Here is a 23972-nt window from a genome sequence, read left to right as displayed (position 1 = left end):
GCACTGGCATGGCCCGTGGGGCCGTTTCCAGAATGCACTCAGGACCCGGAAGAAGGGAACGGAGGGCGCAGAGGGAGCAGGCGGTCCAGGCCGGTGATTTTTGCGTGCTGCAGCAGCATGATGGTTTTGGCGTCTTCAATGGCGCCGCTGCGCACCATGGCCAGCGCTTCTTCCAGCGGCAACTCGATCACCTCGATGTCTTCGCCTTCATTGACGATGCCGCCGCCTTCTCCGGTGCGGTCTGAGCTTTCGTAGGCGGCCACGAAGAAATGCAGCTTTTCAGTGACCGAACCCGGGCTCATGTAGGCCTCGAACACCTTGTGGGGCGCCTGGATGTGGAACCCGGTCTCCTCGGCCGCTTCCCGGCGGATGCAGGTCTCGGGGTCGTCACCGTCGAGCAATCCGGCGCAGGCCTCAATGAGCATGCCGTCGGCACACCCGTTGACCCAGGCCGGCAACCGGAACTGCCGCGTCAGCACCACGGTCTGCCGCCGTGCGTTGAACAGCAGCAGCGTTGCGCCGTTGCCGCGATCGTAAACCTCGCGGGTCTGCTGCTGCCACGTGCCGCCGCGAAGGCGCAGCTCGATGGTGAGCTTGCGCAGCACATACCAGTTGTCGGACAGGCGTTCATCGCCGAGCACGCGCACGTGTTGTGCGGGTGGTGGAATCAGGAAAGAAGGGCGCATGAGGGTTGCTTGATTCGTGTAATATCGTGCATTATTATGACATTTCGTGCAGTTGTCCATCCCACTTCATCCTGGACAAAAACCGGAGCCGAAGCCCCATGCTGACCAGCCAACGCAAACACCTGCTGCTGACGCGCCTTGACCGTGATGGCCAACTGGTTGCCAAGGCCGTCAGCCAGGAACTGGGTATTTCGGAAGACACCATCCGGCGCGACCTTCGCGAGCTGGCCCAGGCGGGCAAGCTTCAGCGTGTCCATGGCGGGGCCTTGCCTGCTTCTCCTGCCGTGGGCGATGTGGCGATGCGCGAGCGGATTGCGCCGCTGGACAAGCAGGCCATCGGCCGGGCGGCGGCGGCCATGGTCCAGCCTGGGCAGGTGGTGATCATCGACGGCGGTACCACCGCGCTGCAGATGGCGCGGCACCTGAACGAAGACCTCCACGCGACGGTGTTTACCCACAGCCCGGCGGTCGCGATGGAGCTGGCGCGTTGTCCCCACCTTGTAATTCAGCTGCTGGGCGGGCGGCTTTTCCGGCACTCCATGGTGGCCATGGGGGCCGAGTTGATGGAGCAGCTATCCCGCCTGCGGGCTGATGTGTTTTTCATGGGGGCGACCGGCGTGCATGCGTCGGCGGGCGTGACCACGGGCGATTCCGAAGAAGCCGCCGTCAAGCGGGCGCTGCACCGCTGTGCCTCGGAAACGGTGCTGCTGGCATCGGGCGAAAAACTTGGCGCGGCTTCGGCCTGCCGGATCATGGCGTTGGCCGATGTGTCGGCGGTGGTGGTTCACGGGGACACGCAAGCATCGTGGATTAGCAGTGCCAGACGTGCTGGTGTGCGTGTGGTGAAGGCCGGCTGACCAAGCTTGGTGGTATCAGGGCGCTGCCGGGGCGCMGGGCCGTTCAGCGCAGGCCTGATTTGTACCGGGCGATGGCCTTGGCCCGCAGGTCATCGCTGATCTCTGTTTCACTGGCTGCGGGAGCAGCAGCCGCTGCGGCGGACGCTGACAGCAACGGTTCGCTGCCGCTGCGAGGCCCGAAAATCTTGGTCTGCGCATAGGCCGCATAGCTGCGCAGGCGCTCATCCTTGCTGTTGAGCGCCTCCTGAATCACTTCAGTGGCGTACGGCAGGTCGTGCAGGAATTGATCGACGTTCAACGAACGGCCGAACTCCCGCTTCATGGGGATGACCATCCGCACCGCGTAGGCCATGAGATCGGAGTCGTCAGGCGGTGTCATGGTTAACAGCATGGTTTAGGTGTCTTGATGGCGGGGAACTCACGCACCTGAAATCATTTCGCCGTGCTGGGCAAGGTCAAGGCCCAGTTCCTCCTCTGCCGCGGTGACGCGAAGGCCTGCAAGGGGCTTGACCACCAGCAGGATCAGCCAGGTCGCCACACCTGCATAAGCCGCAACAGCGCAGGCGCCCATCAGGTTGGTCATCACGGTCGCGGTCACGGGGGCAATTTCCTTGAGCGCAAAGACCGGGGTCAGGACTGTGCCGATAATGCCGCCCACGCCGTGCAGGGCAAATACGTCGAGAGAATCGTCGATTCCTGTGGCGCGCTTGAAGCGGGTGACGGCGAGGAAGCAGCCGACGCCGCCTGCAAAGCCCAGCACCGATGCACCCATGACGCCGACAAAACCGGATGCCGGCGTGATGGCGACGAGGCCGGCAATGGCGCCTGTTGCCATGCCCAGCACGCTGAACTTGCCGCGCTGGACGTATTCGCAAATGCCCCACATGAACGCGCCGACGCAGGCCGCCACCTGGGTGGCCAGCAAGGCGCCCACGGCGCGCGAACCGGCTTCAAAGGCCGAGCCTGCATTGAAGCCGAACCAGCCCGCCCACAAGAGCCCGGCCCCGATGATGGATACCAGCAGGTTGTGCGGAACCATGGGTTCGGTTCCGAAACCCTTGCGCGGCCCCACAACCTTGGCCGCCACGAGGCCGCTGACGCCCGCGGCAATGTGCACCACCGTGCCACCCGCGAAATCCATGTGCCCCATGCTGGCGAGCCAGCCGGTGGGTTGCCAGATCCAGTGCGCCACGGGGGCGTATACCAGGATGGTCCAGAAGGCCGCAAAGAAAATGGTGGCGCTCAGGCGCATGCGCTCCACCGTCGCGCCGATGATCAGTGCGAAGGTGATGATGGCAAATGCCAGCTGGAACAGGAAAAAAGCAGATTCGGGCACGGAAGGCGCTGAAACGTGCGCGCCGACTTTTGCACCCAGTAGCCCATCGCTCAGCGCGCGGCTCATKTCACCAATCCAGGGGTTGCCCGGCGTGAAGGCCAGCGAGTAGGCAATGCCTGCCCATACCAGTGTGACCACCGTGGTGGCTGCAAAGGTGTGCGCCACAATGGAAAGCGCATTTTTGGCCCGCATCATGCCGCTGTAGAACAGCATGATGCCGGGGATGGTCATCAACAGCACCAGGACGGTCGAGATGAGCATCCAGGCCGTATCCGCGCCATTGAATTTCGCAACGGCGGGTGCCGCGGCCGCGGCGGCGGTCTGGGCATGAAGCGGGGCTGACGCCAGAAGCGCCAGTGCAGGGATCAGTGCACTGAAGGCAGCCGGTCTGCGGATGGGCAGGACTTGGTTCATACATTCCCCTCGTTGCTTCAGCTGTTATTAGCTGTTATGCGTAGGGTGATGTTACATCCGGCTACATATATTGGGTAAGTAAAAAATACCCGTTTTTGGGCATTATTCCTTGTTCTGCAGTATTTCGGCTTGTTTTTGAGCACGCTTGCCGCCAGCCACCTGCAATGCCTCAGCCTGGGTGTCCTCAGCAAGTCCCTTGTCCATATGAAACAGCTGTGCCAGTGCCTGTCGGTACTGGGGTTGGCCCACCAGGTTGGTGTCGTGGTGCGAACCGCCCGGCACCAGCAGGAACATTTTGGGCTGTGCGGCTGCTTCATACAGCTTGCGCCCCAGGTCCGGCAGGATCAGGCGGTCTTCCCCGCCATGCACCACCAGCAGGGGGGAGCCAATCTTGCCGACCTTGCGGACGGCCTCGAAACGCTGGGTGATCAACAGCGACACCGGCATCCAGCCCCACTGGGATGTGCTCACCACGTCGGCGATGGAGGTGAATGTGCTCTCGACAATCGTGCCGCTTTCATCGGCCACCTCCGTGGCCAGGTTAATGGCGATAGGGCCGCCCAGTGAATGCCCGAAGATGTAACGGGGACGGTCAGGGTATTTTTTGGCCAGCCAGTCCCAGGCGGCGCGGGCATCTTCATAGGCCGACGTTTCCGATGGCAACTCGTAAGTGCTTTTGCCAAAACCGCGGTAGTCGATTCCAAGCACGGASAAGCCAAGCTCCTGCATGCGGCGCATGCGCGGCGCGGAGCCGGTAACGTTGTAACGCGCGCCATGCAGGTACAGCAGCACGGGGGTTTTGCCTGCGGCATCAGGCGGGTCTGCCGGCAGCCACAGGCCGTGCAGGCGGACGGGGTGGTCGACGCCACTGCCGTTGCCGCCAGCGGCGTTGAAGTCAATCCAGACGTCTTCCATGCCAACAGCGGCGGCAGCGCCCCCGCTCCAGGTGCGGTCGCTGGGCTGAAAGATCCAGGCCCGCTGCTTTTCGTCAAGGGTGGCGCAGCCCGCCAGCAACGCCAGCGTCATCAGGAAAGAAGTAAAGAGGTGCCAGCGTTTCATGCAAGTGAATGATTCGCCGGGCGCCGGAAAGTTCAGCGTCCGCGCATGAAGAGCGTGTCAAGCTCCCGGATGCTGACCTGCCGCCAGGTGGGCCGCCCGTGGTTGCACTGGTCGGAGCGCTCAGTGGCTTCCATCTGGCGCAGCAGGGCATTCATTTCGTCGAGCGTGAGCTTGCGGTTGGCGCGCACGGCGCCGTGGCAGGCCATGGTCGACAGCAACTCGTTCCGGGCCCGCTGTATGACGGTGCTGGCGTCGTGCTGGGCCAGCTCGGCCAACACGCTGCGGGCCAGCTCCACCGCATCGCCCTGCGCCAGGCTGGTGGGCACGGCGCGCACCGCCAGGGTCTTGGGCGAAAAAGGCGTGATTTCCAGGCCCAGCGTTGCCAATGCCTGGGCGTTGGCCTCGGCCGTGGCCACTTCCTGGGGGCTGGCGGCAAAGGTGGCCGGAATCAGCAGCGGCTGGCTGACGATGCTGGCGCCATCGGCGCCATCGGCACCGTCCATCTGGGTTTTCAGGCGTTCATAGACGATGCGCTCGTGGGCAGCATGCATGTCCACAATGACAAGGCCCTGGGTGTTTTCGGCCAGCACGTAGATGCCCTGCAGCTGGGCGATGGCACGGCCGAGCGGCCAGTCGCCGGAGGGCAGGGCGCTGGCGCCTTCGGGCGCGGCGTGGTTCGCCATCCCATTTCCGGCCGGGGGATCGGTGTACGGGGCGGCATCGCTGATATCGCGCCGGTTGGGCGCGATGGCTTGCGATGCCGGCCACATGGCTTCGAAGTCGGAAGCCCGGTGCCCGCCATTTGCTACAAAATTAATAGCTGGTTGCGCCCATCCCTGTTGGGCAAACGCCGTTTTTTGCTCGAAAAAACCATTGGGTGACATGGCCGTGGCTTCTGTCTCCGCGCCGGTCTGGGCGGTTGCGGTCGAACGCGGTACGGCCAGCGCGTTTTCTGTGGCATGGCGCACTGCCTGGTGCACTTCCCGGCTGTCGCGAAACCGCACTTCGATCTTGGTCGGGTGAACGTTGACATCCACGCGGGACGGGTCGATCTCGATATAGAGCGCGTAGACCGGCTGGCGGTGGCCGTGCAGCACGTCTTCATAGGCGCTGCGCGCGGCATGGGTCAGCACCTTGTCGCGCACGTAACGGCCGTTGACATACGCGAACTGCTGGTCGGCACGCGAGCGGGCGGCATCCGGAATGCCGGCGACGCCCCACACGCGCACGGCAGGCAGGCCGTCGGCGCGGCGCGCCGAGCTTTCATAACTGACGGTGACAGACTGCTCGACAAATTCGCTGCCCAGCACGTCGGCCAGGCGCTGCTGGTGGGCGTTGTCGCCTGTCGCTGCGCGCCATTGCTCGACCAGCTTTCCTTCGTGCCAGATAGCAAAACCCACATCGGGGCGCACCAGCGCATGGCGGCGCACGGCTTCAATGCAATGGGCCAGTTCGGTAGCGTCGGTCTTCAGGAATTTGCGCCGCGCGGGCGTGGCATAAAACAGCTCACGTACTTCCACGCTGGTGCCGCGGCTGCGCGCGGCCGGTTTCAGTTCGCCGGTACGGCCATCGAGTTGCCACGCGTGTTCATCGGCGGCGGTTCTCGACAGCAGGCTCATGTCGGCGATTGAGTTGATCGCCGCCAGCGCCTCGCCCCGGAACCCCATGGTGCCGACGGCTTCGAGGTCCTGCAACGAGGCGATCTTGCTGGTGGCATGGCGCCTCAGGGCGACGGGGAGCTCCTCGCGAGGGATGCCAAAACCGTCGTCTTCGACCACAATGAGCCGCACGCCGCCGGCCAGCAGCCGCACCGTCACCTGGGTCGCCCCGGCATCTAGCGCATTGTCGACCAGCTCACGCACAACTGAGGCGGGGCGCTCCACCACCTCACCGGCCGCAATCTGGCTGATCAGTTCATCGGGAAGTTCGCGGATCGGGCGGCGGTCGGGGAGAGTCATTGCCGGTGATTTTACGGGTTTGGCTTGTTGGGCGAACGCAGCAGGCGCCTGTTCCCGGCGCTTCAYCGTGCTGATTCAATGGGGCAATTTGTAAGCGTCTGTCCGGCTGCCCGCGAAGCTGGGCACACCGTGAAGCCCGATGGCGTCGCCGCGGCTTTACCGGTTTTTTTACCTGTCAAAATCACCCGCATGGAACTAGCTACTTTTCTGATTGATTTCATCCTTCATGTCGACAAGCATCTTGAAGCCTTTGTCACCAGCTATGGCGCATGGGTGTATGCGCTGCTGTTTTTGATCATCTTTGTGGAGACCGGCGTGGTGGTCATGCCGTTTTTGCCGGGCGATTCACTGCTGTTCGTGGTGGGCGCGATGTGCGGTGTCGGCCTGATGAGCTTTCCGGTGGCCGTTGCGTTGCTGTTTGTGGCGGCTGTTCTGGGCGACCAGTGCAACTACAGCATAGGGCGGGCCTTGGGGCCGAAGGTGTTCCAGTGGGAAAACTCGCGCTGGTTCAACAAAAAGGCCTTTGACCAGGCCCACGCGTTTTACGAGCAGTATGGCGGCATCACCATCATCGCGGCACGGTTCATGCCCTTTCTTCGCACCTTTGCCCCCTTTGTCGCAGGCGTATCGGACATGACGCGCAGCAAGTTCACGCTGTACAACCTTGTGGGCGGCGCGCTATGGGTTGGCGGCATCATTACTGTCGGGTACTTTTTCGGCAACATCCCGTTTGTCAAAACCCATCTTGACAAAATCATCTGGGCCATGATTTTCATTCCCGGCCTGATCGTGATTTTCGGCGCCTGGAAGGCCAGGCGCAAAGCCCGCAACGCCGGTGCCTGAAGATGTGCTGATGCGCATTCGCCCAAAAAGGGTCGCTGTCGCATGGACTTGATGCAACGCAGCCGGGCGCAACGGTGCACGTGATAAAAAATGACTGTGCCGCCTATTCGGGCCGGCAGGAAACCCTGAATGAACATCTCTCCCCTGGACCTTGCCGCGGTGCACACGCTGCCGGAATTGCTGGCCTTTCGCGTGGCGCACAGCCCCGAAGCCGAGGCTTACCGCGAATTCGATGCCACCACCGGACAATGGCGCAGCACCTGCTGGGCTGAGGCCAGCGAACGGGTAGCGCAGTGGCGGCGCGCCCTGGCGGCCGCGCAATTGCCGGCCCATGCCAGTGTCGCGATCCTGTTGCCCAACGGACTCAATGCCGTGAGCATCGACCAGGCGGCCCTGTCCCTGGCGCTGGTGCCTGTGCCGCTGCACGCCATTGACAACGCCGGCAGCATTGCCTACATCCTGGCGGACTGCGAAGCATCCCTGCTGATGGTGTCGTCGCTTTCGCAGTGGCGGGCCATTGAGGCTGTGGGAACACCTTTGCCCGCCTTGCGCTGCGTGGTGGTTGCCGCGCCCGAAGCGGCATTGAGCGGGGCCGGCGGGCCGGTTGCGGTTGTGTCATTAGCCGGCTGGCTGGCGGCGGGGGAGGGCTACGCCGGCGTGTTGTCCGCGCCGCAGGACGACGACCTCGCGGCGATTGTCTATACCTCCGGCACCACGGGCAAACCCAAGGGCGTGATGCTGACGCACCGCAATATCGTCTCCAACGTGCGGGCAATCCTGTCGCTGGTGGTGCCGACGGTGGACGATGTGTTCCTGTCGTTCCTGCCGCTGTCGCACACGTTTGAGCGGACTGCCGGTTACTACCTGCCGATTGCCGCCGGAAGCTGTGTGGCCTATGCGCGTTCGGTGCCTTTGCTGGCCGAGGACCTGAAAACCGTGCGCCCCACCGTGCTGATTTCGGTGCCGCGCATTTATGAGCGCGTATTTGCCAAACTGCAGGAAACGCTGGCGCAGTCGCCCCTTAAAACACGCCTGTTCACGGCGGCGCAGTCCGTTGGCTGGCGGCGGTTTTGCCGCGCGCAGGGCCTGCCTCTGGCGGAAAGCGAAAAGAGTAGGTGGTCCTGGCTGGATTCATTGGCGTGGCCCTTGCTGGAGCGGCTGGTAGCCGGCACCTTGCGGGCGCAGTTCGGCGGACGCGTGCGGGTGGCGGTAAGCGGCGGCGCACCCTTGTCGCATGCGGTGGCGCGCTGTTTTCTGGGGCTGGGCCTGCCGCTGTTGCAGGGCTACGGCATGACGGAGACATCGCCCGTGGTGTCGGGCAATGCTGTGGACGACAACGACCCGGCCACGGTGGGCCGGGCACTGCCGGGCGTGGAGGTGCGCATCAGTGCCAACCAGGAGCTGCAGGTGCGTGGCCCGCTGGTCATGAAGGGCTACTGGAAGCGGCCCGAAGACACGGCTCGCGTGTTGACCCATGATGGCTGGTTGTGCACCGGAGACCAGGCGGTGATCGATGGCGGACGCATCCGCATCATGGGACGCCTGAAGGAAATCATCGTGACGTCGACCGGCGAAAAAGTCCCGCCGGGAGACCTTGAGGTGGCCATTGCCGCCGACCCCCTGTTCGACCAGGCCTTTGTGGTCGGTGAGAATCGCCCTTTCATTGCCTGCGTGGCGGTGGTCAATCCGGCCGAATGGCGGCGTGTGGCCTCAGCGCTGGGACTGGACCCCGAGGACCCGGCCAGCCTGCACCAGCCGGCCGTCCATCAGCTTGCGCTGGAGCGCATGGCCGCACGGACGAAGGACTTCGCACGCTACGCAACGCCGCGTGCCGTGTACCTCACGCGGGAATCCTGGACGCCCGAGAACACCTTGATGACACCCACGCTCAAGCTCAAGCGCAACAACCTGATGGCCCGTTATGCGCGCGAAATCGACGGCCTGTACCTGCCTGGCGCAAAGCCCCGGGTATCCGCATAAACCCTGTGCTGCCGAGGGTCGCGAAAATTAATAAGTAAGCGTATTATTTATGGCTGCACCTATCAACAGGCAAGGAACCATGAACGCGCCGCTTTCACCCGCTGAACTGTCCCGCTGGACGCAACCCGGCTCCAGCCGCGTGCCGTTCTGGGTTTACACCGATGCGCAGCTGTACCAGCGTGAGCTGGAAAAGATCTTTTATGGTGCGCACTGGTGCTATGTGGGCCTGGAGTCCGAAATTCCCCATGTGGGCGACTACAAGCTCAGCCATGTCGGCGAACGGCAGGTGCTGATGGTGCGCGACCGCATCGCGCCCAAGGACCGGGCCACCGACCACGGCATACGCGTTGTTGAAAACCGTTGTGCGCACCGCGGGGTGCGTTTTTGTCAGAACCAGCAGGGCAATGCGCGGAGCTTTGTCTGCCCTTACCACCAGTGGACTTACAAGCTCAATGGTGATCTGGCGGGGCYGCCTTTCAAGGACGGGGTGAAGGAAGGCGAGTGCGTCAACGGCGGCATGCCTGATAATTTCGAGCTCAAGGACCACGGGTTGACCAAGCTGCGTGTGGCGGTGCTGCACGGCCTGGTGTTTGCCACCTTCAGCGACGAAACAGAGCCGCTGGAAGACTACCTCGGCCCGCAGGTCATGCCGTGGCTKGACCGCATCTTCAAAGGGCCTGAAGGGGCGCGCAAGCTGACGCTGCTCGGCTACAACCGCCAGCGCATTCCGGGCAACTGGAAGCTGATGATGGAAAACATCAAGGATCCCTATCACCCCGGCTTGCTGCACACCTGGTTTGTCACCTTCGGCCTCTGGCGCGCTGACCAGAAAAGCCGCATGGTGATGGATGGGCAGGGCCGGCATGCCGTGATGATCTCGCGCCGCAACGAAGGCGGGGAAAACGCCGCCGTGACTGAGGGCGTGACTTCTTTCAAGGCAAACATGGCCTTGCATGACGACCGCCTGCTTGACGTGGTGCCCGAGCCCTGGTGGAAGATGCCCGATCCATCCCGCCCGGGCAGCGACATCACGCCGACCGTGACCATGATCACGCTGTTTCCCAGCCTGATCATCCAGCAGCAGGTCAATTCGCTGAGCACCCGCCACATCGTGCCGCGCGGGCAGGGCGAGTTTGATTTCATCTGGACGCATTTTGGTTTTGCCGACGACACGCCCGAGATGACAGAACGTCGCCTGCGCCAGGCCAACCTGTTCGGCCCGGCCGGCTTTGTGAGTGCGGACGACGGTGAAGTGATTGAGTTCAGCCAGGCCGGCTTTGCACAGGCCGGCGATACGGGCTCAACGCTGTGCGAGCTGGGCGGCACAGACACCGAGATGACGGAGCACATGGTCACGGAAACCCTGATCCGCAGCATGTATGCCTACTGGAAGAAAGTCATGGGTCTATGACGTTGAGCGAACAAGCGCTGCAGCGCCTGGCACTGCAACTGGAAATCGACCAGCTCAATGCGGCTTACGCTGCGGTGCTGGACGAAAAACGTTTTGATGCGTGGCCGGAATTTTTTGTGGAGGAAGGCAGCTACAAAGTCCAGGCCCGGGAGAACTTTGACCGCGGATTGCCATTGGCGCTGATGGCGCTGGAAAGCCGGGGCATGATGAAAGACCGTGTGTACGGCATCACCCAGACGATTTACCACGGGCCCTATTACATGCGCCACATCATCAGCCCGGCGCGCATCCTTTCGGGGGAAGGCGATGCCGTCAGGGCCGAGGCCAACTACGCGGTGTTCCGCACCAAGCCGGGCGGCGTGAGCGAGGTCTACAACGTCGGGCGCTATATTGATGAACTCATCAAAAAAGACGGCCTCCTGAAATTCAGGAGCCGTCTTTGTGTCTATGACAGCGAGATGATCCTCAACTCTCTGATCTATCCGGTGTAAAGGATAGCGGAGATGGCAGGGGCCACCACTCCGGCACGGGTTGCCGGGGTTACGCGGTCAGCGTTTTTTCCCGACCTCATTACCGATCACGGCGCCCGCTGCTGCGCCGCCCACGGTGCCCAGGGTGCTGCCGAAGACGGCGTTGCCCACCAAACCACCCGCCACAGCGCCAACGCCGGTTCCGATTTGCGCGTTGGTCGGGCTGGTGCTGCAGCCGGCCAGGCCAATAAGGGCTGCCGCTGCGACTGCTGACATCATCAGTTTCGTGTTCATGTGGTTCACCTTTTTCAGAGTTTCAGACTCTTGCCATGGGTGTCACGTTGTGTGACACCGGGCTTTGCCTGTTGCTTCACTGTAGGGAGCTGGGCAGGTGGGCGCTGTAGGAGAAGGTTGCCGCGCTGTGTCGGTTTGCTGCGGTCCTTTTGGGTAATTTCGGCGCGCTGACGCGCATGGTGGGGTGTTTACACGGCCCGGTTGCGGGCCAGCGGCGGGTTTCTGGCGAAGTAGCGCGTGATGCCGCGCATCAGCGCATCCGCCAGCTGCACCTGGTATTCATCGCTGCGCAGTTTGGCTTCTTCGTCGGGGTTGCTGATGAACGCGGTCTCCACCAGCACACTCGGAATGTCAGGCGCTTTCAGCACTGCAAAGCCGGCCTGTTCGACTTTCGGTTTGTGCAGCTTGCCGACATTGCCGATCTCGCCCAGCATGGCGCTGCCAAGCTTCAGGCTGTCATTGATTTGCGCGGTGGTGCTCATGTCCAGCAGGGCCTTCTGCACCTGGGCGTCCTTGGCCTTGACGTTGATGCCGCCCACCAGGTCGGCGGAGTTTTCCTTGTCGGCGATCCAGCGTGCGGCGCTGCTGGATGCGCCTTTTTCGCTGAGTGCAAACACGCTGGCACCTTGCGGCCGTGCCGTAAAAAATGCGTCTGCATGGATGCTGATGAAGAGGTCGGCCTGCACGCGCCGCGCTTTTTGCACGCGTACATGCAGCGGCACAAAGAAGTCGGCGTCGCGCGTGAGGTAGGCGCGCATATTGGGCTGCTGGTTGATACGGTCGCGCAGGCGATGGGCAATTTGCAGAACCACGTCTTTCTCGCGCGTGCCACCCGGCCCAACGGCGCCGGGATCCTCACCGCCATGGCCCGGGTCCAGCGCGACGATGACGAGACGGTCGGTCTTGTTCTTCGCGATGATGGCCGCTTCGGGAGAGGTCTTGGCGCCGCCCGGGCTGGCAGGGCTGGAAGTTGGCCCGTGGGCCTTGTCCTTGTCTTTTTCCGCGGCGGCCGGTGGCGGCCTGCTGTCGGCCTGCTTGCCGGACTGCCGAGCGATCAGGTCGGCGATGGGGTCGTTGGCAGGCGCGGCCGCCGCGCCCGGTGGCCTGTCGGCGAGCTTCTCGGCGATCAGGGCCTCGAGCGGATCGGCAACCTGCGTCGGGTACAGGTCGAACACCAGCCGGTACTGATAGGCCGCCACAGGCGGCAGGGTGAACACCTGCGGCTGGATGGGCTGCTTGAGGTCAATCACCAGCCGCACCACGCCAGGGGCGTTTTGCCCCACGCGTATGCCCGAGATATTCGGGTCGTCCGATTTGACCTTGGCCACCAGTTCGCGCAGTGCGGGGATCAGGTCTATGCCCTCCATGTCAACGGCAAGGCGCGGCGGGTCGGCGATGAAGAATTGCTTCGCCTTGATCTCGCCGTCAGACTCGATGGTAAGACGCGTGTAATCTTTGGACGGCCAGACGCGCACTGCCACGATGGTCGCGCCGCGCGCGATGTGCTGCACGCCCAGCAGCAACACCACGCTGCCCAGTTGCAGGGCACTGCGGCGGGTGACGGGCTGGCTCTTCATGCCATCAATTCCGCGCCCGTAGGCGTGTGCGCCGTCAGGGTCACTGCACGGGTATCGTCCGGCAGGACTTCCAGGTGGAGCAGCAGATCAGGTTGCGGCAGGTGCGGGCCGGCTTTTTCCGGCCATTCGACCAGCTTGAGCCCTGTGCTGGCAAAGATGTCGCGTAACCCCGCCTCTTCCCACTCGCGCGGATCGTTAAAGCGATAGAAGTCAAAATGCCAGATATTCATCTTCGGCAGAGTGTAGGGCTCGACCACCGCATACGTGGGGCTTTTGATGCGGCCTTCGACACCCAAACTCTTGAGCAGGTGGCGCACAAAGGTGGTCTTGCCGGCGCCAAGGTCGCCCTGAAGCTCAATGAGGGCGCGGCCAATGGCGGGATGACCCGCCAGTGTTTGTGCGAATGCCGCCGTGGCCGCCTCGTCGGGCCAGCGAATATTTTTTACAATCAGCGGGTGCCCGCCAGCAATTCTTTGAACAGTCATCAATTCGTTTCTCAAATTCAAACCTGGGCGCGCGAGCTTGGATTTTCGCAAATTGGCGTGGCCGGTGTGGATTTATCGTCGGCCGAGCCAGGATTATCGGCCTGGCTGGCCGCGGGCTTCCATGGTGACATGCATTACATGGCGGCGCACGGGCTCAAACGGGCCCGGCCGGCCGAGCTGATACCGGGCACTGTCAGCGTCATCACGGCACGCATGGACTACCTGCCCGCCTCGACAGCCGCCGCCCCGGGCGAATGGCAAGCCCTTGAGTTCAGCCGGCTGGAGCGGCCGGCCGAAGGCATCGTGTCGGTGTATGCGCGCGGCCGCGACTATCACAAGATCATGCGTACCCGCCTGCAAAAACTCAGCGAACGCATCTCCGGCCATGTCGGCCAGCTGGGCCACCGGGCTTTCACTGATTCAGCACCCGTGCTGGAAGCCGAGCTGGCGGCCCGCAGCGGGCAGGGCTGGCGCGGCAAGCACACCTTGCTGCTCAACCGGGAAGCGGGCTCCATGTTCTTCCTGGGGGAAATCTACGTCGACATTGCCCTGCCGCCCAGCGAGCCAGTGACACCACACTGCGGCACCTGCCAGGCCTGTATCGATATATGCCCCACGCAGGCAATCATCGCGCCCCACAAACTGGATGCGCGGCGTTGCATCTCTTACCTCACGATCGAACATGCGGGTGCGATTCCGCTGGAGCTTCGCCCATTGATGGGCAACCGGATCTACGGCTGTGACGACTGCCAGCTGGTCTGCCCCTGGAACAAGTTCGCCCAGCGTAGCGCCTTGCCGGATTTTGACGAACGCAAGGGTCTGACGGAGCAGCAGCTCATCACCCTGTTGGGCTGGACGGAGGCGGAATTCCTGCGGTTTACCGAAGGCAGCCCCATACGGCGGATCGGCCATGAACGTTGGCTGCGCAATATTGCGGTGGCCATGGGCAATGCCCTGCGTGTGCTTGATCCCGAGGCGGCAAAGCCCCTGCGCGAAGCCCTGCAAATGCATGCCGCCTCTCCCAGCGAGCTGGTGCGGGAGCATGTGGCCTGGGCTCTCGCTCAGTAAATTTGAATGAAATTGGCCCGCAGCCCTTTAACGACGTGCGCAAGCAGCTATTAAATCAATAGCAACGAACCAGCTTCGTTCTAACGCAGCACACCCAGCGCAAACGGCAGGCTGACTACGCCCAGGATGGTGGACAAGGTCACCAGGCCCGCCACGTAACCCCCGTTGTAGCCCATGCGCGCCGCCAGCACGTACGCGCTGGAAGCTGTCGGCAGGGCGGAAAACGCCAGCAGGATGGTGCTTTGTACGGGCGACAGCCCGAAGGCTTTGCACAGACCCAGAGCCACGAGCGGCATCAACAGATGCCGTATCGACAGCACGGCCACTGCCAGCGTTTTGGCTTGCGACAGGTGGCCGAACTGCATGCCGGCGCCTGCCGCCATCAGGCCCAGTGCCAGCGAGGCGGCGCCAATGCGGGTCACCGTGGGTTCGAGCCAGACAGGCAGGGTAAAGCCGAGCAGGTTGGCCGCCAGGCCTGTGGCCGTGGCCAGGATCAGCGGATTGCGCATCAGCTCGCCCATGAAACCGCGCTGGGCATGCCGCGCCATGGGCCACACCGCCGCCACGTTGAAGAGGGGAACACACACGCCGATCAGCACGGCGATCAGCTGCAGGCCCTGGCTGCCCGCCAGCCGGTCGGCCAGAGCCAGCGCAATGAAGGAGTTGAAGCGAAACGCCACCTGCGCGCTGGCAGCGTGCTCACGCGAGTCGATGTGCCTGCCCAGCCATGGCAGGTGCGGCAGGCTGTAGGCCATCGCAATACCGGCAACCCCCAGCAGGATGCCGGCGCTGATGAGGCTGGACGCGGCGCCCAGGTCCAGCGGGCTCTTGACGATGGAGTGGAAGAGCAGGACCGGAAACAAAAAGTAATAAACGAGGCTCTCCACCTGCTCCCATACCGTGCGGTTGAGGGCGGTGTAGCGGCAGACAAGGTAGCCGCAAACGATGAGGGAAAAGTCGGGAAAAAGAAGCTGCGCGTAGTTCACTCGCCGAGAATAACCGCAATCCCTTCGGGTTTGCCCTTATGCGTAATCCACAACTGCAGGGCACGGATGTTGCGATTACCATTTCTGCTGTTTTTATTGAAGGACTGAACATGCAACGTCGTTATTTGTTTGCCTATTCCGTGGTGTCCGCGCTTGCGCTGGGTGCTGCCGCAGGCCCCGTTCTGGCGCAGGGCTATCCCAACAAGGTGGTCAAGCTGGTGGTGCCCTTCGCGCCCGGCGGCACCACTGATATCGTCGCCCGCGTCATCTCCGAGCCCCTGGGCAAGGCACTGGGCCAAAGCGTGATCGTCGAGAACCGTGCTGGCGGCGGCGGCGTCGTGGGCGCGCTTGAGACATCCCGCGCCGCTCCTGACGGGTATGCGCTGGGCGTGGCCACGGTGTCCACCACCGCGGCCAATCCGGCCATCAACGCCAAGATTCCGTACAACACACTGACGGACTTCACGCCCATCATCAATATCGCGGCAACGCCCAACATCATTGCGGTACACCCGAGCTTTCCGGCGCGCAACTACAAGGAGTTTGTGGCTGAGCTCAAGAAGAACCCGGGCAAGTACTCCTACTCGTCTTCAGGCACTGGCGGCATCGGCCACCTGCAGATGGAGCTCTTCAAGAGCATGTCGGGCACCTTCGTGACGCACATTCCCTACCGCGGTGCGGGCCCCGCCCTGAACGATACCGTGGCGGGACAGGTCCCGATGATTTTCGACAACCTGCCGTCAGCGCTGCCATTCATCCAGCAAAAACGCCTGATCCCTATTGTGGTGGCCGCGCCGCAGCGCCTGGCCGTGCTGCCGGATATCCCTACCTTCAAGGAAGTGGGCCTGGAGCCTGTGAACCGCATGGCCTACTACGGCATCATCGGCCCCAAGGGGCTGCCGAAGGAAGTGGTCGACAAGGTCAGCGCCGGCGTGAAGAAATCGCTGGAAGATCCGGCGATCCGCAAGCGGATCGAGGACACCGGCTCGCTCATCATCGCCAATACGCCTGAGCAGTTCACGGCGCAGATCAAGGCCGAATTCGACGTGTACAAAAAGGTGGTTGATTCCGCCAAGCTCAAACTCGAATAAGACTGGGAATCCGGCTTGCCGGAAGCGAAACTGCAGACTGGCCGCCGCGCATTCAAATGTGCGGCGGCTTTTTTGTTATGGTCACCCCATGCAGCCAGAAAGCCAGTCCAGCATTGATGGGTTTATTGACGCCTTGTGGCTGGAGGACGGGCTGTCCAAAAACACCCTGGCGGCTTACCGCCGCGATCTGTCGCTTTACGCTGGCTGGCTGGGAGCGAAAGAGCAGGGTGGGCGAAAGCTTGACGAGACGGCGGAGGGCGACCTCAACCGCTATTTTTCGGCCAGGCACACCTCGACCAAGGCAACGTCCGCAAACCGGCGCCTGACAGTATTCAAGCGCTACTTTCGCTGGGCGTTGCGTGAACGCCTGATTGCTGCGGACCCGACGCTCAAGCTCCAGTCGGCGAAGCAGGCGTTGCGCGTGCCCAAAGTCATGAGCGAAGCCCAGGTTGAGGCATTGCTGGGCGCACCCGACGACGGCACGCCGCTGGGCCAGCGGGACCGCGCCATGCTGGAGCTTTTGTACGCCAGCGGCCTGCGCGTCAGCGAGCTGGTGGGCCTCAAGACATTTCATGTGGGACTGAACGAAGGGGTGCTTCGCGTCATGGGCAAAGGCAGCAAGGAGCGGCTGGTGCCCTTCGGCCAGGTGGCTCGGGAATGGATTGTGAAATATCTCGCCGACGCCCGGCCGGCCATCCTGGGCGGGCAGCAGACGGATGACCTGTTTGTCACCGGCCACGGCAAGGGCATGAGCCGCGTGATGTTCTGGATGCTGGTGAAGAAATATGCGCGGCTGGCCGGCATCAATTCGCCGCTGTCTCCGCATACCTTGCGCCACGCGTTTGCCACGCATTTGCTGAACCACGGCGCTGACCTGCGCGCCGTGCAGATGCTGCTGGGCCATGCGGACATCTCCACCACCACGATCTATACCCATGTGGCACGCGAGCGGCTCAAAGCGCTGCATGCGCAGCATCACCCCAGAGGCTGATTTCGCCCCCACGGTCGCTCACTTCGTGTACTCCCTGCCCCCCGAGGGGGCCGCTGCGCCTGCGGCCCGGCAAAGCCGGTTCCGCGGCCCCTGCTGGCGAGGAAGACTCTCACGGACCCTACTCGCGGCTGCGAACCGATCAGCCTGTGCTTGCCGCAAAATACCGGCAACACCACATCAGGAAAATTCATGCCATTGACACCACCGCGCCGCCGCCTGCTTGCGCTGCCTTTGCTTGCGCTGTGCGGTTGCACGCTCCCTTCGTTTTCAATCGCGCAGGCCCCATGGCCGGCGCGTGCGGTCCGTATTGTGGTGGCGTACCCGCCAGGCGGCATCAGCGATGGTGTTGCACGGGCGCTGGCCGAAAAGCTTGCTCAGCAGCTGGGCGTGCCGGTGGTGGTTGAAAACCGCGGCGGGGCCGGCGGGAGCATCGGCATGGATGCGGTCGCCAAGGCCGCACCCGACGGCTACACGCTAGGGTTTTCGTCCATCAGCCCGCTGGCCCTCAATCCTCACCTGGGCAAGCAGGCTTTTGACCCTGCCCGGGATATTGCTCCCGTGGCCAGCGTGATGTATTCACCGGTGGTGCTGCTGGCCACGCCCGCATTCGCCGGCACGGATTTCAAGGATTTTCTGGCCGCGGCCAGGAACCGGCCAGGCAGCGTGCGATGGGCTACGTCAGGACTCGCCACGGTGGGCCATATCGTGCTGGAGCAGGTCAGCCAGGGCGCAAAAGTTGAACTCACCCACATACCCTACAAGGGCGGCGGCCAGCAGCTTACCGACGCACTGGGTGGGCAGGTGGAGGTCATTTCCACCAACCTCAGCAGCGTCGTGATGCAACATATCCAGGCGGGCAAACTCAGGCCGCTTGCCGTGGGTGCGCCAGCGCGGGTGGAAGCCCTGCCGCAGGTCCCGACTTTTGCCGAGCTGGGCTTCGCGCCTGCCAACCTGACGTCGCTGTTTGGTGTGTTTGCGCCCGCCAAAACGCCGCCGGATGTGCTGCTGCGGCTCAATGCCGAGATCAACCAGGCTTTGCGCACGCCCGAGCTGCGCAAAAAGCTGCTGGATGCCGACAACGTTCCCACCGGAGGCAGCGCGGCAGACTTCGCCCGCCAGATCGCCGGCGAGTCCGCCAGCAACGCCCGTATTGTGAAAGCCGCCAACATCAAGGCCGAGTGACCGCCGCCCCCGGGCGCCGGCTGAGTTGAAGAGTCAACGGTATAACCACCGGGGGTATTCACCAGCGGGGGCCGAGGGTCCGGCTTCGCCGGCCCGAGGCGCCGCCCCCTCGAGGGGGGAACAGGCTACACGGAGTGAGCCTGGACGGGGGTGTATATATATGTTCGGTTGAATGGGGTATTCACCAGTGGGGGCCGAGGGTCCGGCTTCGCCGGCCCCAGGCGCCGCCCCCTTGAGGGGGGAACAGGCTACACGGAGTGAGCCTGGACGGGGGTGTACATATACCCCCGGTTGAACGGGTAGGCAGACTGGGCGCCGGCCATGGCTGCGCTGTGCACATCGCCTGAAGGCCGCGCCGCCAGCATCTGGTGCAGCGATATCCAGCCCTGCTCGAAGCTCATGGCGCTGCCGGCCAGGTACAGACGGTAGGCACGCAGGGTTTTTTCGGCACGCGATGCGCCGCCGTCCCGCGCAAGAACCTGCCGCGCATCGTCCAGCCGTGCCTCCAGGGCATCCGACCAGTTCCAGAGCGTGCGGGCGTAATGCGGCCGCAGGTTTTCCGTGTCGACCATCTCAAGCCCGGCGCGAGACATGTGTTCCAGCACGGCGCTGACATGCATCAGCTCTCCGCCGGGGAAAATGTATTTCTCGATGAATTCCCCCATGCCGGCGCCGAGCTGGCGATTTTCCAGGCCGCCGGCCGTGATGCCGTGGTTCATGACCAGCCCGCCCGGGGCCAGCAGGCGCATGATTTTCTGGAAGTAGGCGGTCATGTTGGCATGGCCCACGTGTTCGAACATGCCGACGGACGATACCTTGTCGAAGGGCTGGTCTTCCGGCAGGTCGCGGTAGTCGCGCAGCTCCATGCGCACGCGCCCCTCCAGGCCTTTTTCCTGGATCAGCCGCTGAACGTGCGCGTGCTGGTTTTTCGACAGGGTGATGCCGGTGGCGTCGACACCGTAATGTTCAGCCGCCCACATCAGCAATCCACCCCAGCCGGCGCCTATGTCCAGGAAACGTTCGCCCGGCTTGAGCATGAGCTTGCGGCAGATGTGGTCAAGCTTTGCTTCCTGGGCCTGGGCCAGCGACATGGAGGCATCGCGGTAATACGCGCACGAGTAAACCCGCCGGGGGTCAAGCCAGAGCGCGTAAAAGGCATCYGACACGTCGTAATGGAACTGGATTTGCGCAGCATCGCGGGCATGGGTGTGGTGCGCCATGGATTTGGCCCGGTGCAGCAGGGCCGACCACCAGCCGGTGTCGCTGTGTACGGGGTTGCCGGGCAGCAGCTTGGTGACGGCGCGCATCACGTCGCGCATGGCGCCTTCCAGCTGGAGTTTGCCCTCAACATACTCTTCTGCCAGGGCGCCAATCTGGCCGGCCTTGAGGCGGGCGATAGAGGACCAGTGGGAAAACGCGAGCTTGACCGGAGCGTTGGGTTCTCCGAGGCGCTGGCCCTGCGGGAGCTGCAAGGCGATGTCCGCGGGCAAACGCGGCATTTGCGAGGGAATGTCTGGAACGAGATGCCGGATCATGCGCAAACTCCTTTTCAAGAGTTTTGCAGTCTAGCGTCTCCCGAAAATCCTTGTCGCCTTCCTGCGTAGGAATTCGCCGCGTCTTGGAACCAGTTCTGACTGGGCTTAATTAAATAGCGTTACAGGCCCAGGACGGCAAGCTCGGCTTCGTCAAAACCCGCCTGACGCCGGGCGTCCAGGTTCAGCGGGCCCTTGATGCGGGGCGCCTCGTACTGCCGGGCCAGCATCGCATAACTTGCGACGGGGTCCAGGCCGCGCTGGGTGCACAGGTGGCGGTACCAGTGGTTGCCGATGGCGACGTGGCCAATCTCGTCGGCGAGGATGATGTCCAGGATACCGACGGCCCGAAGCGCGTCGGGCGTTGCGACCTTGCGCAGTTTCGCCTGCATAGGCGGGGTGGCATCCAGGCCGCGGGCTTCCAGTGTGCGCGGCACCAGCGCCATGCGCGCGAGCACGTCGCCGGCGGTTTTGGCCGTCATGTCCCAGAGGCCCGTGTGCGCGGGGAAATCGCCGTAGTCGTAACCCATACTTTGCAGGTGAGCGCGCAGCAGGCTGAAGTGATGGGCTTCTTCGGCCGCCACCTGCAGCCAGTCGAGGTAGTAGGCGCGCGGCATGCCGGCAAAACGCCAGATGGCGTCCAGGGCAAGGTTGATGGCGTTGAACTCAATATGGGTGACGGCATGGAGCAGCGCCGCCAATCCTTCGTGGGTGAAAGGTGAGCGCTTGGGGACGTCGAGGTGGGAGCGCAGCTCGGGCCGTTCCGGGCAACCGGGCACGCAAGGCGGTGCGGGAATTTGCAGCTCCGTTGCTATCAAAATAGTAGCTGCTTGCGCACGTGTCTGTTGGGTCAGGAGCACTTTTTGCTCCGGATTTGTGGTGAGCAAGGCCTGCAGCGCTTGCTGGCGCAGTTCTGTGAAAGCCGTGAGATCTGCCGTCATGGCGCCATTGTCGTTGATGCTGCCGCCGCCGGCCGGGTGCCCGCGGCGCCCCCGGGGTGCAGGAAGCAGGCCTCCTTACAATGAGGCATCGGTGCCACTTTCTTCGTGTTGTGTGGCCTTTGCCTGAATTTGAGTGAGAACGCATGGCTATTTACCAATTGGACAAGCTGACCCCCGATGTGCCTGCATCTGCCTGGGTAGCGGACAACGCCCAGGTGATAGGCGATGTACGGCTTGGTGAAGACTGCAGTGTCTGGTTTGGCGTGGTGATCCGGGGCGACACCGAAACCATCACGGTGGGCCGGGGCACCAATGTCCAGGACAACAGCGTGCTGCATGCCGACATGGGCGTGCCCCTCACCCTCGGCGAAGACGTCACGGTGGGCCACCAGGTCATGCTGCACGGCTGCACCATCGGCGATGGCTCGCTGATCGGCATCCAGGCAGTGGTGCTCAATCACGCGAAGATCGGAAAAAACTGCCTGGTCGGCGCGGGCTCTGTCGTCACCGAAGGCAAGGAATTCCCGGACGGTTCCCTGATCATCGGTAGCCCCGCCAAGGCGATAAGGCAGCTTTCCCCCGAGCAGATCGAGGGTTTAAAAATGATCGCGAAGCACTATATAGAAAATGCCCAGCGCTACAAGGCCGGGCTCAAGAAAATCGCCTGAACAGCACTTAAGCATGATCAAATCCAAAAAATACCCACAGAGCGCTAGCGTCGGAGTTCCCATTCCAGCAGGGGCCGCGGAACCGGCTTTGCCGGGCCGCAGGCGCAGCGCCCCCTCGGGGGGCAGCGCATTACACGGAGCCGAAGGCGAAGTGAAAAGCGTGGGGGCCTAATGTCTGAATTGCATAAATTCATCTTTGAAGGCCTGCCGGTTCGCGGCATGCTGGTTCGCCTGACCGACTCCTGGCAGGAAATCCTCAAGCGAAGGCAGGCGGGTGGTGGCTACCCGGCCGAGGTCATGCAGCTGCTGGGCGAAATGACGGCCGCGGGGGCGCTCATGCAAAGCAACATCAAGTTCAACGGTGCGCTGATCCTGCAAATTTTTGGCGACGGCCCGGTCAAACTGGCCGTGGCCGAGGTGCAGCCCGACCTGACGCTGCGTGCCACAGCCACGGTCACCGGCACGGTCGACGCGGGCAGCTCGCTCAGCCAGCTTGTCAATGTGGGCAACCAGGGCCGCTGCGCGATCACCCTGGACCCCAAAGACAAGCTGCCGGGGCAGCAAGCCTATCAAGGCGTGGTTCCGCTCTTTGGCGACCATCACGAAAAAATCGAGAATCTGGCCGAAGTGCTGGAGCACTACATGCTGCAAAGCGAGCAGCTCGACACCAAACTGATTCTGGCCGCCGACGGCAAGGTCGCCGCTGGCCTGCTGATCCAGCGCCTGCCGGTGAAGGGCCAGGGCAACCTGGAAGGTACGATTGACCGTGACGCCAACGAAGACCAGATCGGCGTGAACGAGGACTACAAACGCATCGCCATGCTGGCCGGCACGCTCAAGCGAGAAGAGCTGTTAACCCTGGATGCAGACACCATCCTGCGCCGCCTGTTCTGGGAGGAGCAGGTCACCCGGTTTGAACCCTCGGTACCCAGCTTTGCCTGCAGCTGCTCGCGTGACCGCGTGGGCAACATGCTGCGCAGCCTGGGGACGGACGAGATCGAAAGCATCATTTCCGAGCGCGGCAAGGTCGCTGTTGGGTGCGAGTTTTGCGGTGCGCAGTACGAGTTTGACCCGGTCGATGCAGCGCAGCTTTTCACCAGCCAGACCAACCAGCAACCGCCTACCTCGACCGTGCAATAGCGTCACGAGCCGCGCTGCGGCCATGAGTGCCTCAAGCGTTCAAGCGATTGCGGCGGCGCGCTTTGCCAGCAGGTCGCTGAGCAGGCGGTGCTCACAGACGGGATCGCTGCATTTTTCGCAGGCCCAGGTCCAGGCTTTCCGGCTTTCTCCGGATCCGGATGAAATGCCGGATGGGCTTTGCGCCAAAGCAGGGGCGCGAGAGCGCAGGCTTTGCGCGGCCTCCAGCGCCTGGGCAAGACGCTGGTCCGCGGGACCGTACATCACGCGATAGGGAATGCCTGCCTGCGACAGGGCGGCACGTATCGACAGATCGGCATCCTGTTGAAGTTGCCGGTTTTCAACGGCGGTTGGGGCCGCCCGCAACGGCGCATCTTCCAGCCCCATTAGCAGTGTCAGCTCAAACCTGCAGAGTTCGGCGGGAAGGAATTCGGCATCGGTCACGGCCACCGTGGCTTCATGCCCCGAGGTTTTCAAGGCAGAGGCCAACGCATCGGCAAGCTGTCTCTTCCCGGTGAGAGGAGCGCCGGTAACAGCAATTTTCAGCACAGGGTACTTTCGCAGGCTGGATGCCAGGGGCTTACTTGGTCACCTGCACGAAAATTTCATTCGGCTTGACCATTCCTAGCTCGATCCGGGCCTTCTCCTCGACCATTTCGAGCCCTTCCTTGAGGTCCCGGACTTCTGCGGCGAGCTGGTCATTGGCAGCCTGCGCCTGAACGTTTTTGGCGAGCTGCTCAGTGAGCCGGTGCTGCATGTCGCGCACGCTGGGAATGCTGCCCCGGCCGATCCAGAGTTGCGCGTGGAAGATAGCCAACAGCGCAATCAGGATGGCGGGGACGAGTCGCTTTCCCATGCCTATGCTCGAGGGTGATGATTAAAGGACAAGGTTTTTTCGCCGGGCCGCCCCAAGAAAAAACGCGCCCCCATACGTGAGGAAAGGGGCAGCGAACCGCCGTAGGCACGCGAAGCGACGAGCGTGGGGGCCATCTACTTGAGGTTGTAG

The 23972-nt window shown here is 63.0% G+C and carries 24 protein-coding genes; 11 read left to right on the top strand and 13 right to left on the bottom strand.

All coding sequences use genetic code 11. The features are described 5' to 3' along the window. Positions 1 to 38 precede the first annotated feature (38 nt). Complete coding sequence (gene nudK / locus AC1D0Z_RS04365) at positions 39 to 686, bottom strand: GDP-mannose pyrophosphatase NudK (protein WP_477657023.1); 648 nt, start codon at positions 684 to 686, stop codon at positions 39 to 41. A gap of 98 nt (positions 687 to 784) precedes the next feature. Here nudK and AC1D0Z_RS04360 point away from each other — a divergent pair, with 98 nt between their 5' ends. Further along, positions 785 to 1543 (top strand): DeoR/GlpR family DNA-binding transcription regulator, encoded by a 759-nt coding sequence (locus tag AC1D0Z_RS04360; protein ID WP_477657022.1) that lies wholly within the window; start codon positions 785 to 787, stop codon positions 1541 to 1543. A gap of 43 nt (positions 1544 to 1586) precedes the next feature. Here AC1D0Z_RS04360 and AC1D0Z_RS04355 read toward each other — a convergent pair whose 3' ends face one another. From AC1D0Z_RS04355 to mutL, 4 genes are all read right to left on the bottom strand, one after another. Then, positions 1587 to 1934: a hypothetical protein gene (locus AC1D0Z_RS04355; RefSeq protein WP_477657021.1), complete on the bottom strand. Its 348-nt coding sequence runs from the start codon at positions 1932 to 1934 to the stop codon at positions 1587 to 1589. A 27-nt stretch (positions 1935 to 1961) separates the two neighbouring features. Next, positions 1962 to 3293: an ammonium transporter gene (locus AC1D0Z_RS04350; RefSeq protein ID WP_477657020.1), complete on the bottom strand. Its 1332-nt coding sequence runs from the start codon at positions 3291 to 3293 to the stop codon at positions 1962 to 1964. Between the two features lie 102 nt (positions 3294 to 3395). Further along, positions 3396 to 4352: an alpha/beta hydrolase gene (locus AC1D0Z_RS04345; RefSeq protein WP_477657019.1), complete on the bottom strand. Its 957-nt coding sequence runs from the start codon at positions 4350 to 4352 to the stop codon at positions 3396 to 3398. Positions 4353 to 4384: 32 nt separating this feature from the next. Continuing rightward, the gene (gene mutL / locus AC1D0Z_RS04340; RefSeq protein ID WP_477657018.1) at positions 4385 to 6310 is read right to left on the bottom strand and encodes a DNA mismatch repair endonuclease MutL; all 1926 of its coding nucleotides are present in this window, start codon (positions 6308 to 6310) and stop codon (positions 4385 to 4387) included. A 189-nt stretch (positions 6311 to 6499) separates the two neighbouring features. Here mutL and AC1D0Z_RS04335 point away from each other — a divergent pair, with 189 nt between their 5' ends. The 4 genes from AC1D0Z_RS04335 (at position 6500) to AC1D0Z_RS04320 (ending at position 11035) form a co-directional block, all read left to right on the top strand. Further along, the gene (locus tag AC1D0Z_RS04335) at positions 6500 to 7153 is read left to right on the top strand and encodes a DedA family protein (protein ID WP_477657017.1); all 654 of its coding nucleotides are present in this window, start codon (positions 6500 to 6502) and stop codon (positions 7151 to 7153) included. A 129-nt stretch (positions 7154 to 7282) separates the two neighbouring features. Next, a complete protein-coding gene (locus AC1D0Z_RS04330; RefSeq protein ID WP_477657016.1) occupies positions 7283 to 9133 on the top strand; it encodes an AMP-dependent synthetase/ligase in 1851 nt (616 codons plus the stop codon). Positions 9134 to 9212: 79 nt separating this feature from the next. Next, positions 9213 to 10544: an SRPBCC family protein gene (locus AC1D0Z_RS04325; protein ID WP_477657015.1), complete on the top strand. Its 1332-nt coding sequence runs from the start codon at positions 9213 to 9215 to the stop codon at positions 10542 to 10544. After that, positions 10541 to 11035, top strand: coding sequence for an aromatic-ring-hydroxylating dioxygenase subunit beta (locus AC1D0Z_RS04320; protein WP_477657014.1), 495 nt, complete (start codon positions 10541 to 10543; stop codon positions 11033 to 11035). The genes AC1D0Z_RS04325 and AC1D0Z_RS04320 overlap by 4 nt, the downstream gene beginning before the upstream one ends. A 57-nt stretch (positions 11036 to 11092) precedes the next feature. On the opposite strand, the gene AC1D0Z_RS04315 is transcribed toward AC1D0Z_RS04320, so the two are convergent. The 3 genes from AC1D0Z_RS04315 to tsaE form a co-directional block, all read right to left on the bottom strand. Continuing rightward, positions 11093 to 11308 (bottom strand): glycine zipper 2TM domain-containing protein, encoded by a 216-nt coding sequence (locus AC1D0Z_RS04315; RefSeq protein ID WP_477657013.1) that lies wholly within the window; start codon positions 11306 to 11308, stop codon positions 11093 to 11095. A gap of 188 nt (positions 11309 to 11496) precedes the next feature. Further along, on the bottom strand, positions 11497 to 12885 hold the full coding sequence (locus AC1D0Z_RS04310; protein WP_477657012.1) for an N-acetylmuramoyl-L-alanine amidase: 1389 nt from the start codon (positions 12883 to 12885) through the stop codon (positions 11497 to 11499). Continuing rightward, a complete protein-coding gene (tsaE, locus tag AC1D0Z_RS04305; protein WP_477657048.1) occupies positions 12882 to 13370 on the bottom strand; it encodes a tRNA (adenosine(37)-N6)-threonylcarbamoyltransferase complex ATPase subunit type 1 TsaE in 489 nt (162 codons plus the stop codon). The genes AC1D0Z_RS04310 and tsaE overlap by 4 nt, the downstream gene beginning before the upstream one ends. A 15-nt stretch (positions 13371 to 13385) precedes the next feature. Here tsaE and queG point away from each other — a divergent pair, with 15 nt between their 5' ends. Continuing rightward, positions 13386 to 14438: a tRNA epoxyqueuosine(34) reductase QueG gene (gene queG / locus AC1D0Z_RS04300; RefSeq protein ID WP_477657047.1), complete on the top strand. Its 1053-nt coding sequence runs from the start codon at positions 13386 to 13388 to the stop codon at positions 14436 to 14438. An 80-nt stretch (positions 14439 to 14518) separates the two neighbouring features. On the opposite strand, the gene AC1D0Z_RS04295 is transcribed toward queG, so the two are convergent. Beyond that, positions 14519 to 15424 (bottom strand): AEC family transporter, encoded by a 906-nt coding sequence (locus tag AC1D0Z_RS04295; protein ID WP_477657011.1) that lies wholly within the window; start codon positions 15422 to 15424, stop codon positions 14519 to 14521. A gap of 110 nt (positions 15425 to 15534) precedes the next feature. Between AC1D0Z_RS04295 and AC1D0Z_RS04290 the strand changes: the two genes are divergently transcribed. From AC1D0Z_RS04290 to AC1D0Z_RS04280, 3 genes are all read left to right on the top strand, one after another. Beyond that, positions 15535 to 16515, top strand: a complete 981-nt coding sequence (locus tag AC1D0Z_RS04290; protein ID WP_477657010.1) for a tripartite tricarboxylate transporter substrate binding protein BugE — start codon at positions 15535 to 15537, stop codon at positions 16513 to 16515. Positions 16516 to 16603: 88 nt separating this feature from the next. Next, positions 16604 to 17506: a site-specific tyrosine recombinase XerD gene (xerD, locus tag AC1D0Z_RS04285; RefSeq protein ID WP_477657009.1), complete on the top strand. Its 903-nt coding sequence runs from the start codon at positions 16604 to 16606 to the stop codon at positions 17504 to 17506. A 189-nt stretch (positions 17507 to 17695) separates the two neighbouring features. Then, entirely contained in the window at positions 17696 to 18688 is a 993-nt protein-coding gene (locus tag AC1D0Z_RS04280; RefSeq protein WP_477657008.1) for a Bug family tripartite tricarboxylate transporter substrate binding protein, read from the top strand. A gap of 248 nt (positions 18689 to 18936) precedes the next feature. Here AC1D0Z_RS04280 and AC1D0Z_RS04275 read toward each other — a convergent pair whose 3' ends face one another. Both AC1D0Z_RS04275 and AC1D0Z_RS04270 read right to left on the bottom strand, forming a co-directional pair. After that, positions 18937 to 20223: a class I SAM-dependent methyltransferase gene (locus AC1D0Z_RS04275; protein ID WP_477657007.1), complete on the bottom strand. Its 1287-nt coding sequence runs from the start codon at positions 20221 to 20223 to the stop codon at positions 18937 to 18939. 119 nt (positions 20224 to 20342) lie between these two features. Continuing rightward, a complete protein-coding gene (locus AC1D0Z_RS04270) occupies positions 20343 to 21161 on the bottom strand; it encodes a ferritin-like domain-containing protein (RefSeq protein WP_477657006.1) in 819 nt (272 codons plus the stop codon). Positions 21162 to 21304: 143 nt separating this feature from the next. On the opposite strand from AC1D0Z_RS04270, the gene AC1D0Z_RS04265 reads away from it, so the two are divergent. Next, positions 21305 to 21829 carry a gamma carbonic anhydrase family protein gene (locus AC1D0Z_RS04265; RefSeq protein WP_477657005.1) on the top strand — a complete coding sequence of 175 codons (525 nt, stop codon included), beginning with the start codon at positions 21305 to 21307 and terminating at the stop codon, positions 21827 to 21829. A 171-nt stretch (positions 21830 to 22000) separates the two neighbouring features. Continuing rightward, a complete protein-coding gene (gene hslO / locus AC1D0Z_RS04260; protein ID WP_477657004.1) occupies positions 22001 to 22969 on the top strand; it encodes an Hsp33 family molecular chaperone HslO in 969 nt (322 codons plus the stop codon). A 39-nt stretch (positions 22970 to 23008) separates the two neighbouring features. Here hslO and AC1D0Z_RS04255 read toward each other — a convergent pair whose 3' ends face one another. Then, positions 23009 to 23515 (bottom strand): hypothetical protein, encoded by a 507-nt coding sequence (locus AC1D0Z_RS04255; RefSeq protein WP_477657003.1) that lies wholly within the window; start codon positions 23513 to 23515, stop codon positions 23009 to 23011. 31 nt (positions 23516 to 23546) lie between these two features. Continuing rightward, positions 23547 to 23822, bottom strand: a complete 276-nt coding sequence (locus AC1D0Z_RS04250) for a septum formation initiator family protein (protein WP_477657002.1) — start codon at positions 23820 to 23822, stop codon at positions 23547 to 23549. Between the last annotated feature and the right edge of the window lie 150 nt (positions 23823 to 23972).

This window comes from Polaromonas sp. P1_E3, from assembly GCF_056405935.1.
This window is presented reverse-complemented; position numbering and strand designations above follow the sequence as displayed.

Coding starts and splice junctions, on each gene's coding strand:
- nudK (WP_477657023.1), bottom strand. CDS start 686: ATGCGCCCTTCTTTCCTGATTCCACCACCCGCACAACACGTGCGCGTG.
- AC1D0Z_RS04360 (WP_477657022.1), top strand. CDS start 785: ATGCTGACCAGCCAACGCAAACACCTGCTGCTGACGCGCCTTGACCGT.
- AC1D0Z_RS04355 (WP_477657021.1), bottom strand. CDS start 1,934: ATGCTGTTAACCATGACACCGCCTGACGACTCCGATCTCATGGCCTAC.
- mutL (WP_477657018.1), bottom strand. CDS start 6,310: ATGACTCTCCCCGACCGCCGCCCGATCCGCGAACTTCCCGATGAACTG.
- AC1D0Z_RS04335 (WP_477657017.1), top strand. CDS start 6,500: ATGGAACTAGCTACTTTTCTGATTGATTTCATCCTTCATGTCGACAAG.
- AC1D0Z_RS04330 (WP_477657016.1), top strand. CDS start 7,283: ATGAACATCTCTCCCCTGGACCTTGCCGCGGTGCACACGCTGCCGGAA.
- AC1D0Z_RS04320 (WP_477657014.1), top strand. CDS start 10,541: ATGACGTTGAGCGAACAAGCGCTGCAGCGCCTGGCACTGCAACTGGAA.
- AC1D0Z_RS04315 (WP_477657013.1), bottom strand. CDS start 11,308: ATGAACACGAAACTGATGATGTCAGCAGTCGCAGCGGCAGCCCTTATT.
- AC1D0Z_RS04310 (WP_477657012.1), bottom strand. CDS start 12,885: ATGAAGAGCCAGCCCGTCACCCGCCGCAGTGCCCTGCAACTGGGCAGC.
- tsaE (WP_477657048.1), bottom strand. CDS start 13,370: ATGACTGTTCAAAGAATTGCTGGCGGGCACCCGCTGATTGTAAAAAAT.
- AC1D0Z_RS04290 (WP_477657010.1), top strand. CDS start 15,535: ATGCAACGTCGTTATTTGTTTGCCTATTCCGTGGTGTCCGCGCTTGCG.
- xerD (WP_477657009.1), top strand. CDS start 16,604: ATGCAGCCAGAAAGCCAGTCCAGCATTGATGGGTTTATTGACGCCTTG.
- AC1D0Z_RS04280 (WP_477657008.1), top strand. CDS start 17,696: ATGCCATTGACACCACCGCGCCGCCGCCTGCTTGCGCTGCCTTTGCTT.
- AC1D0Z_RS04270 (WP_477657006.1), bottom strand. CDS start 21,161: ATGACGGCAGATCTCACGGCTTTCACAGAACTGCGCCAGCAAGCGCTG.
- AC1D0Z_RS04265 (WP_477657005.1), top strand. CDS start 21,305: ATGGCTATTTACCAATTGGACAAGCTGACCCCCGATGTGCCTGCATCT.
- hslO (WP_477657004.1), top strand. CDS start 22,001: ATGTCTGAATTGCATAAATTCATCTTTGAAGGCCTGCCGGTTCGCGGC.
- AC1D0Z_RS04250 (WP_477657002.1), bottom strand. CDS start 23,822: ATGGGAAAGCGACTCGTCCCCGCCATCCTGATTGCGCTGTTGGCTATC.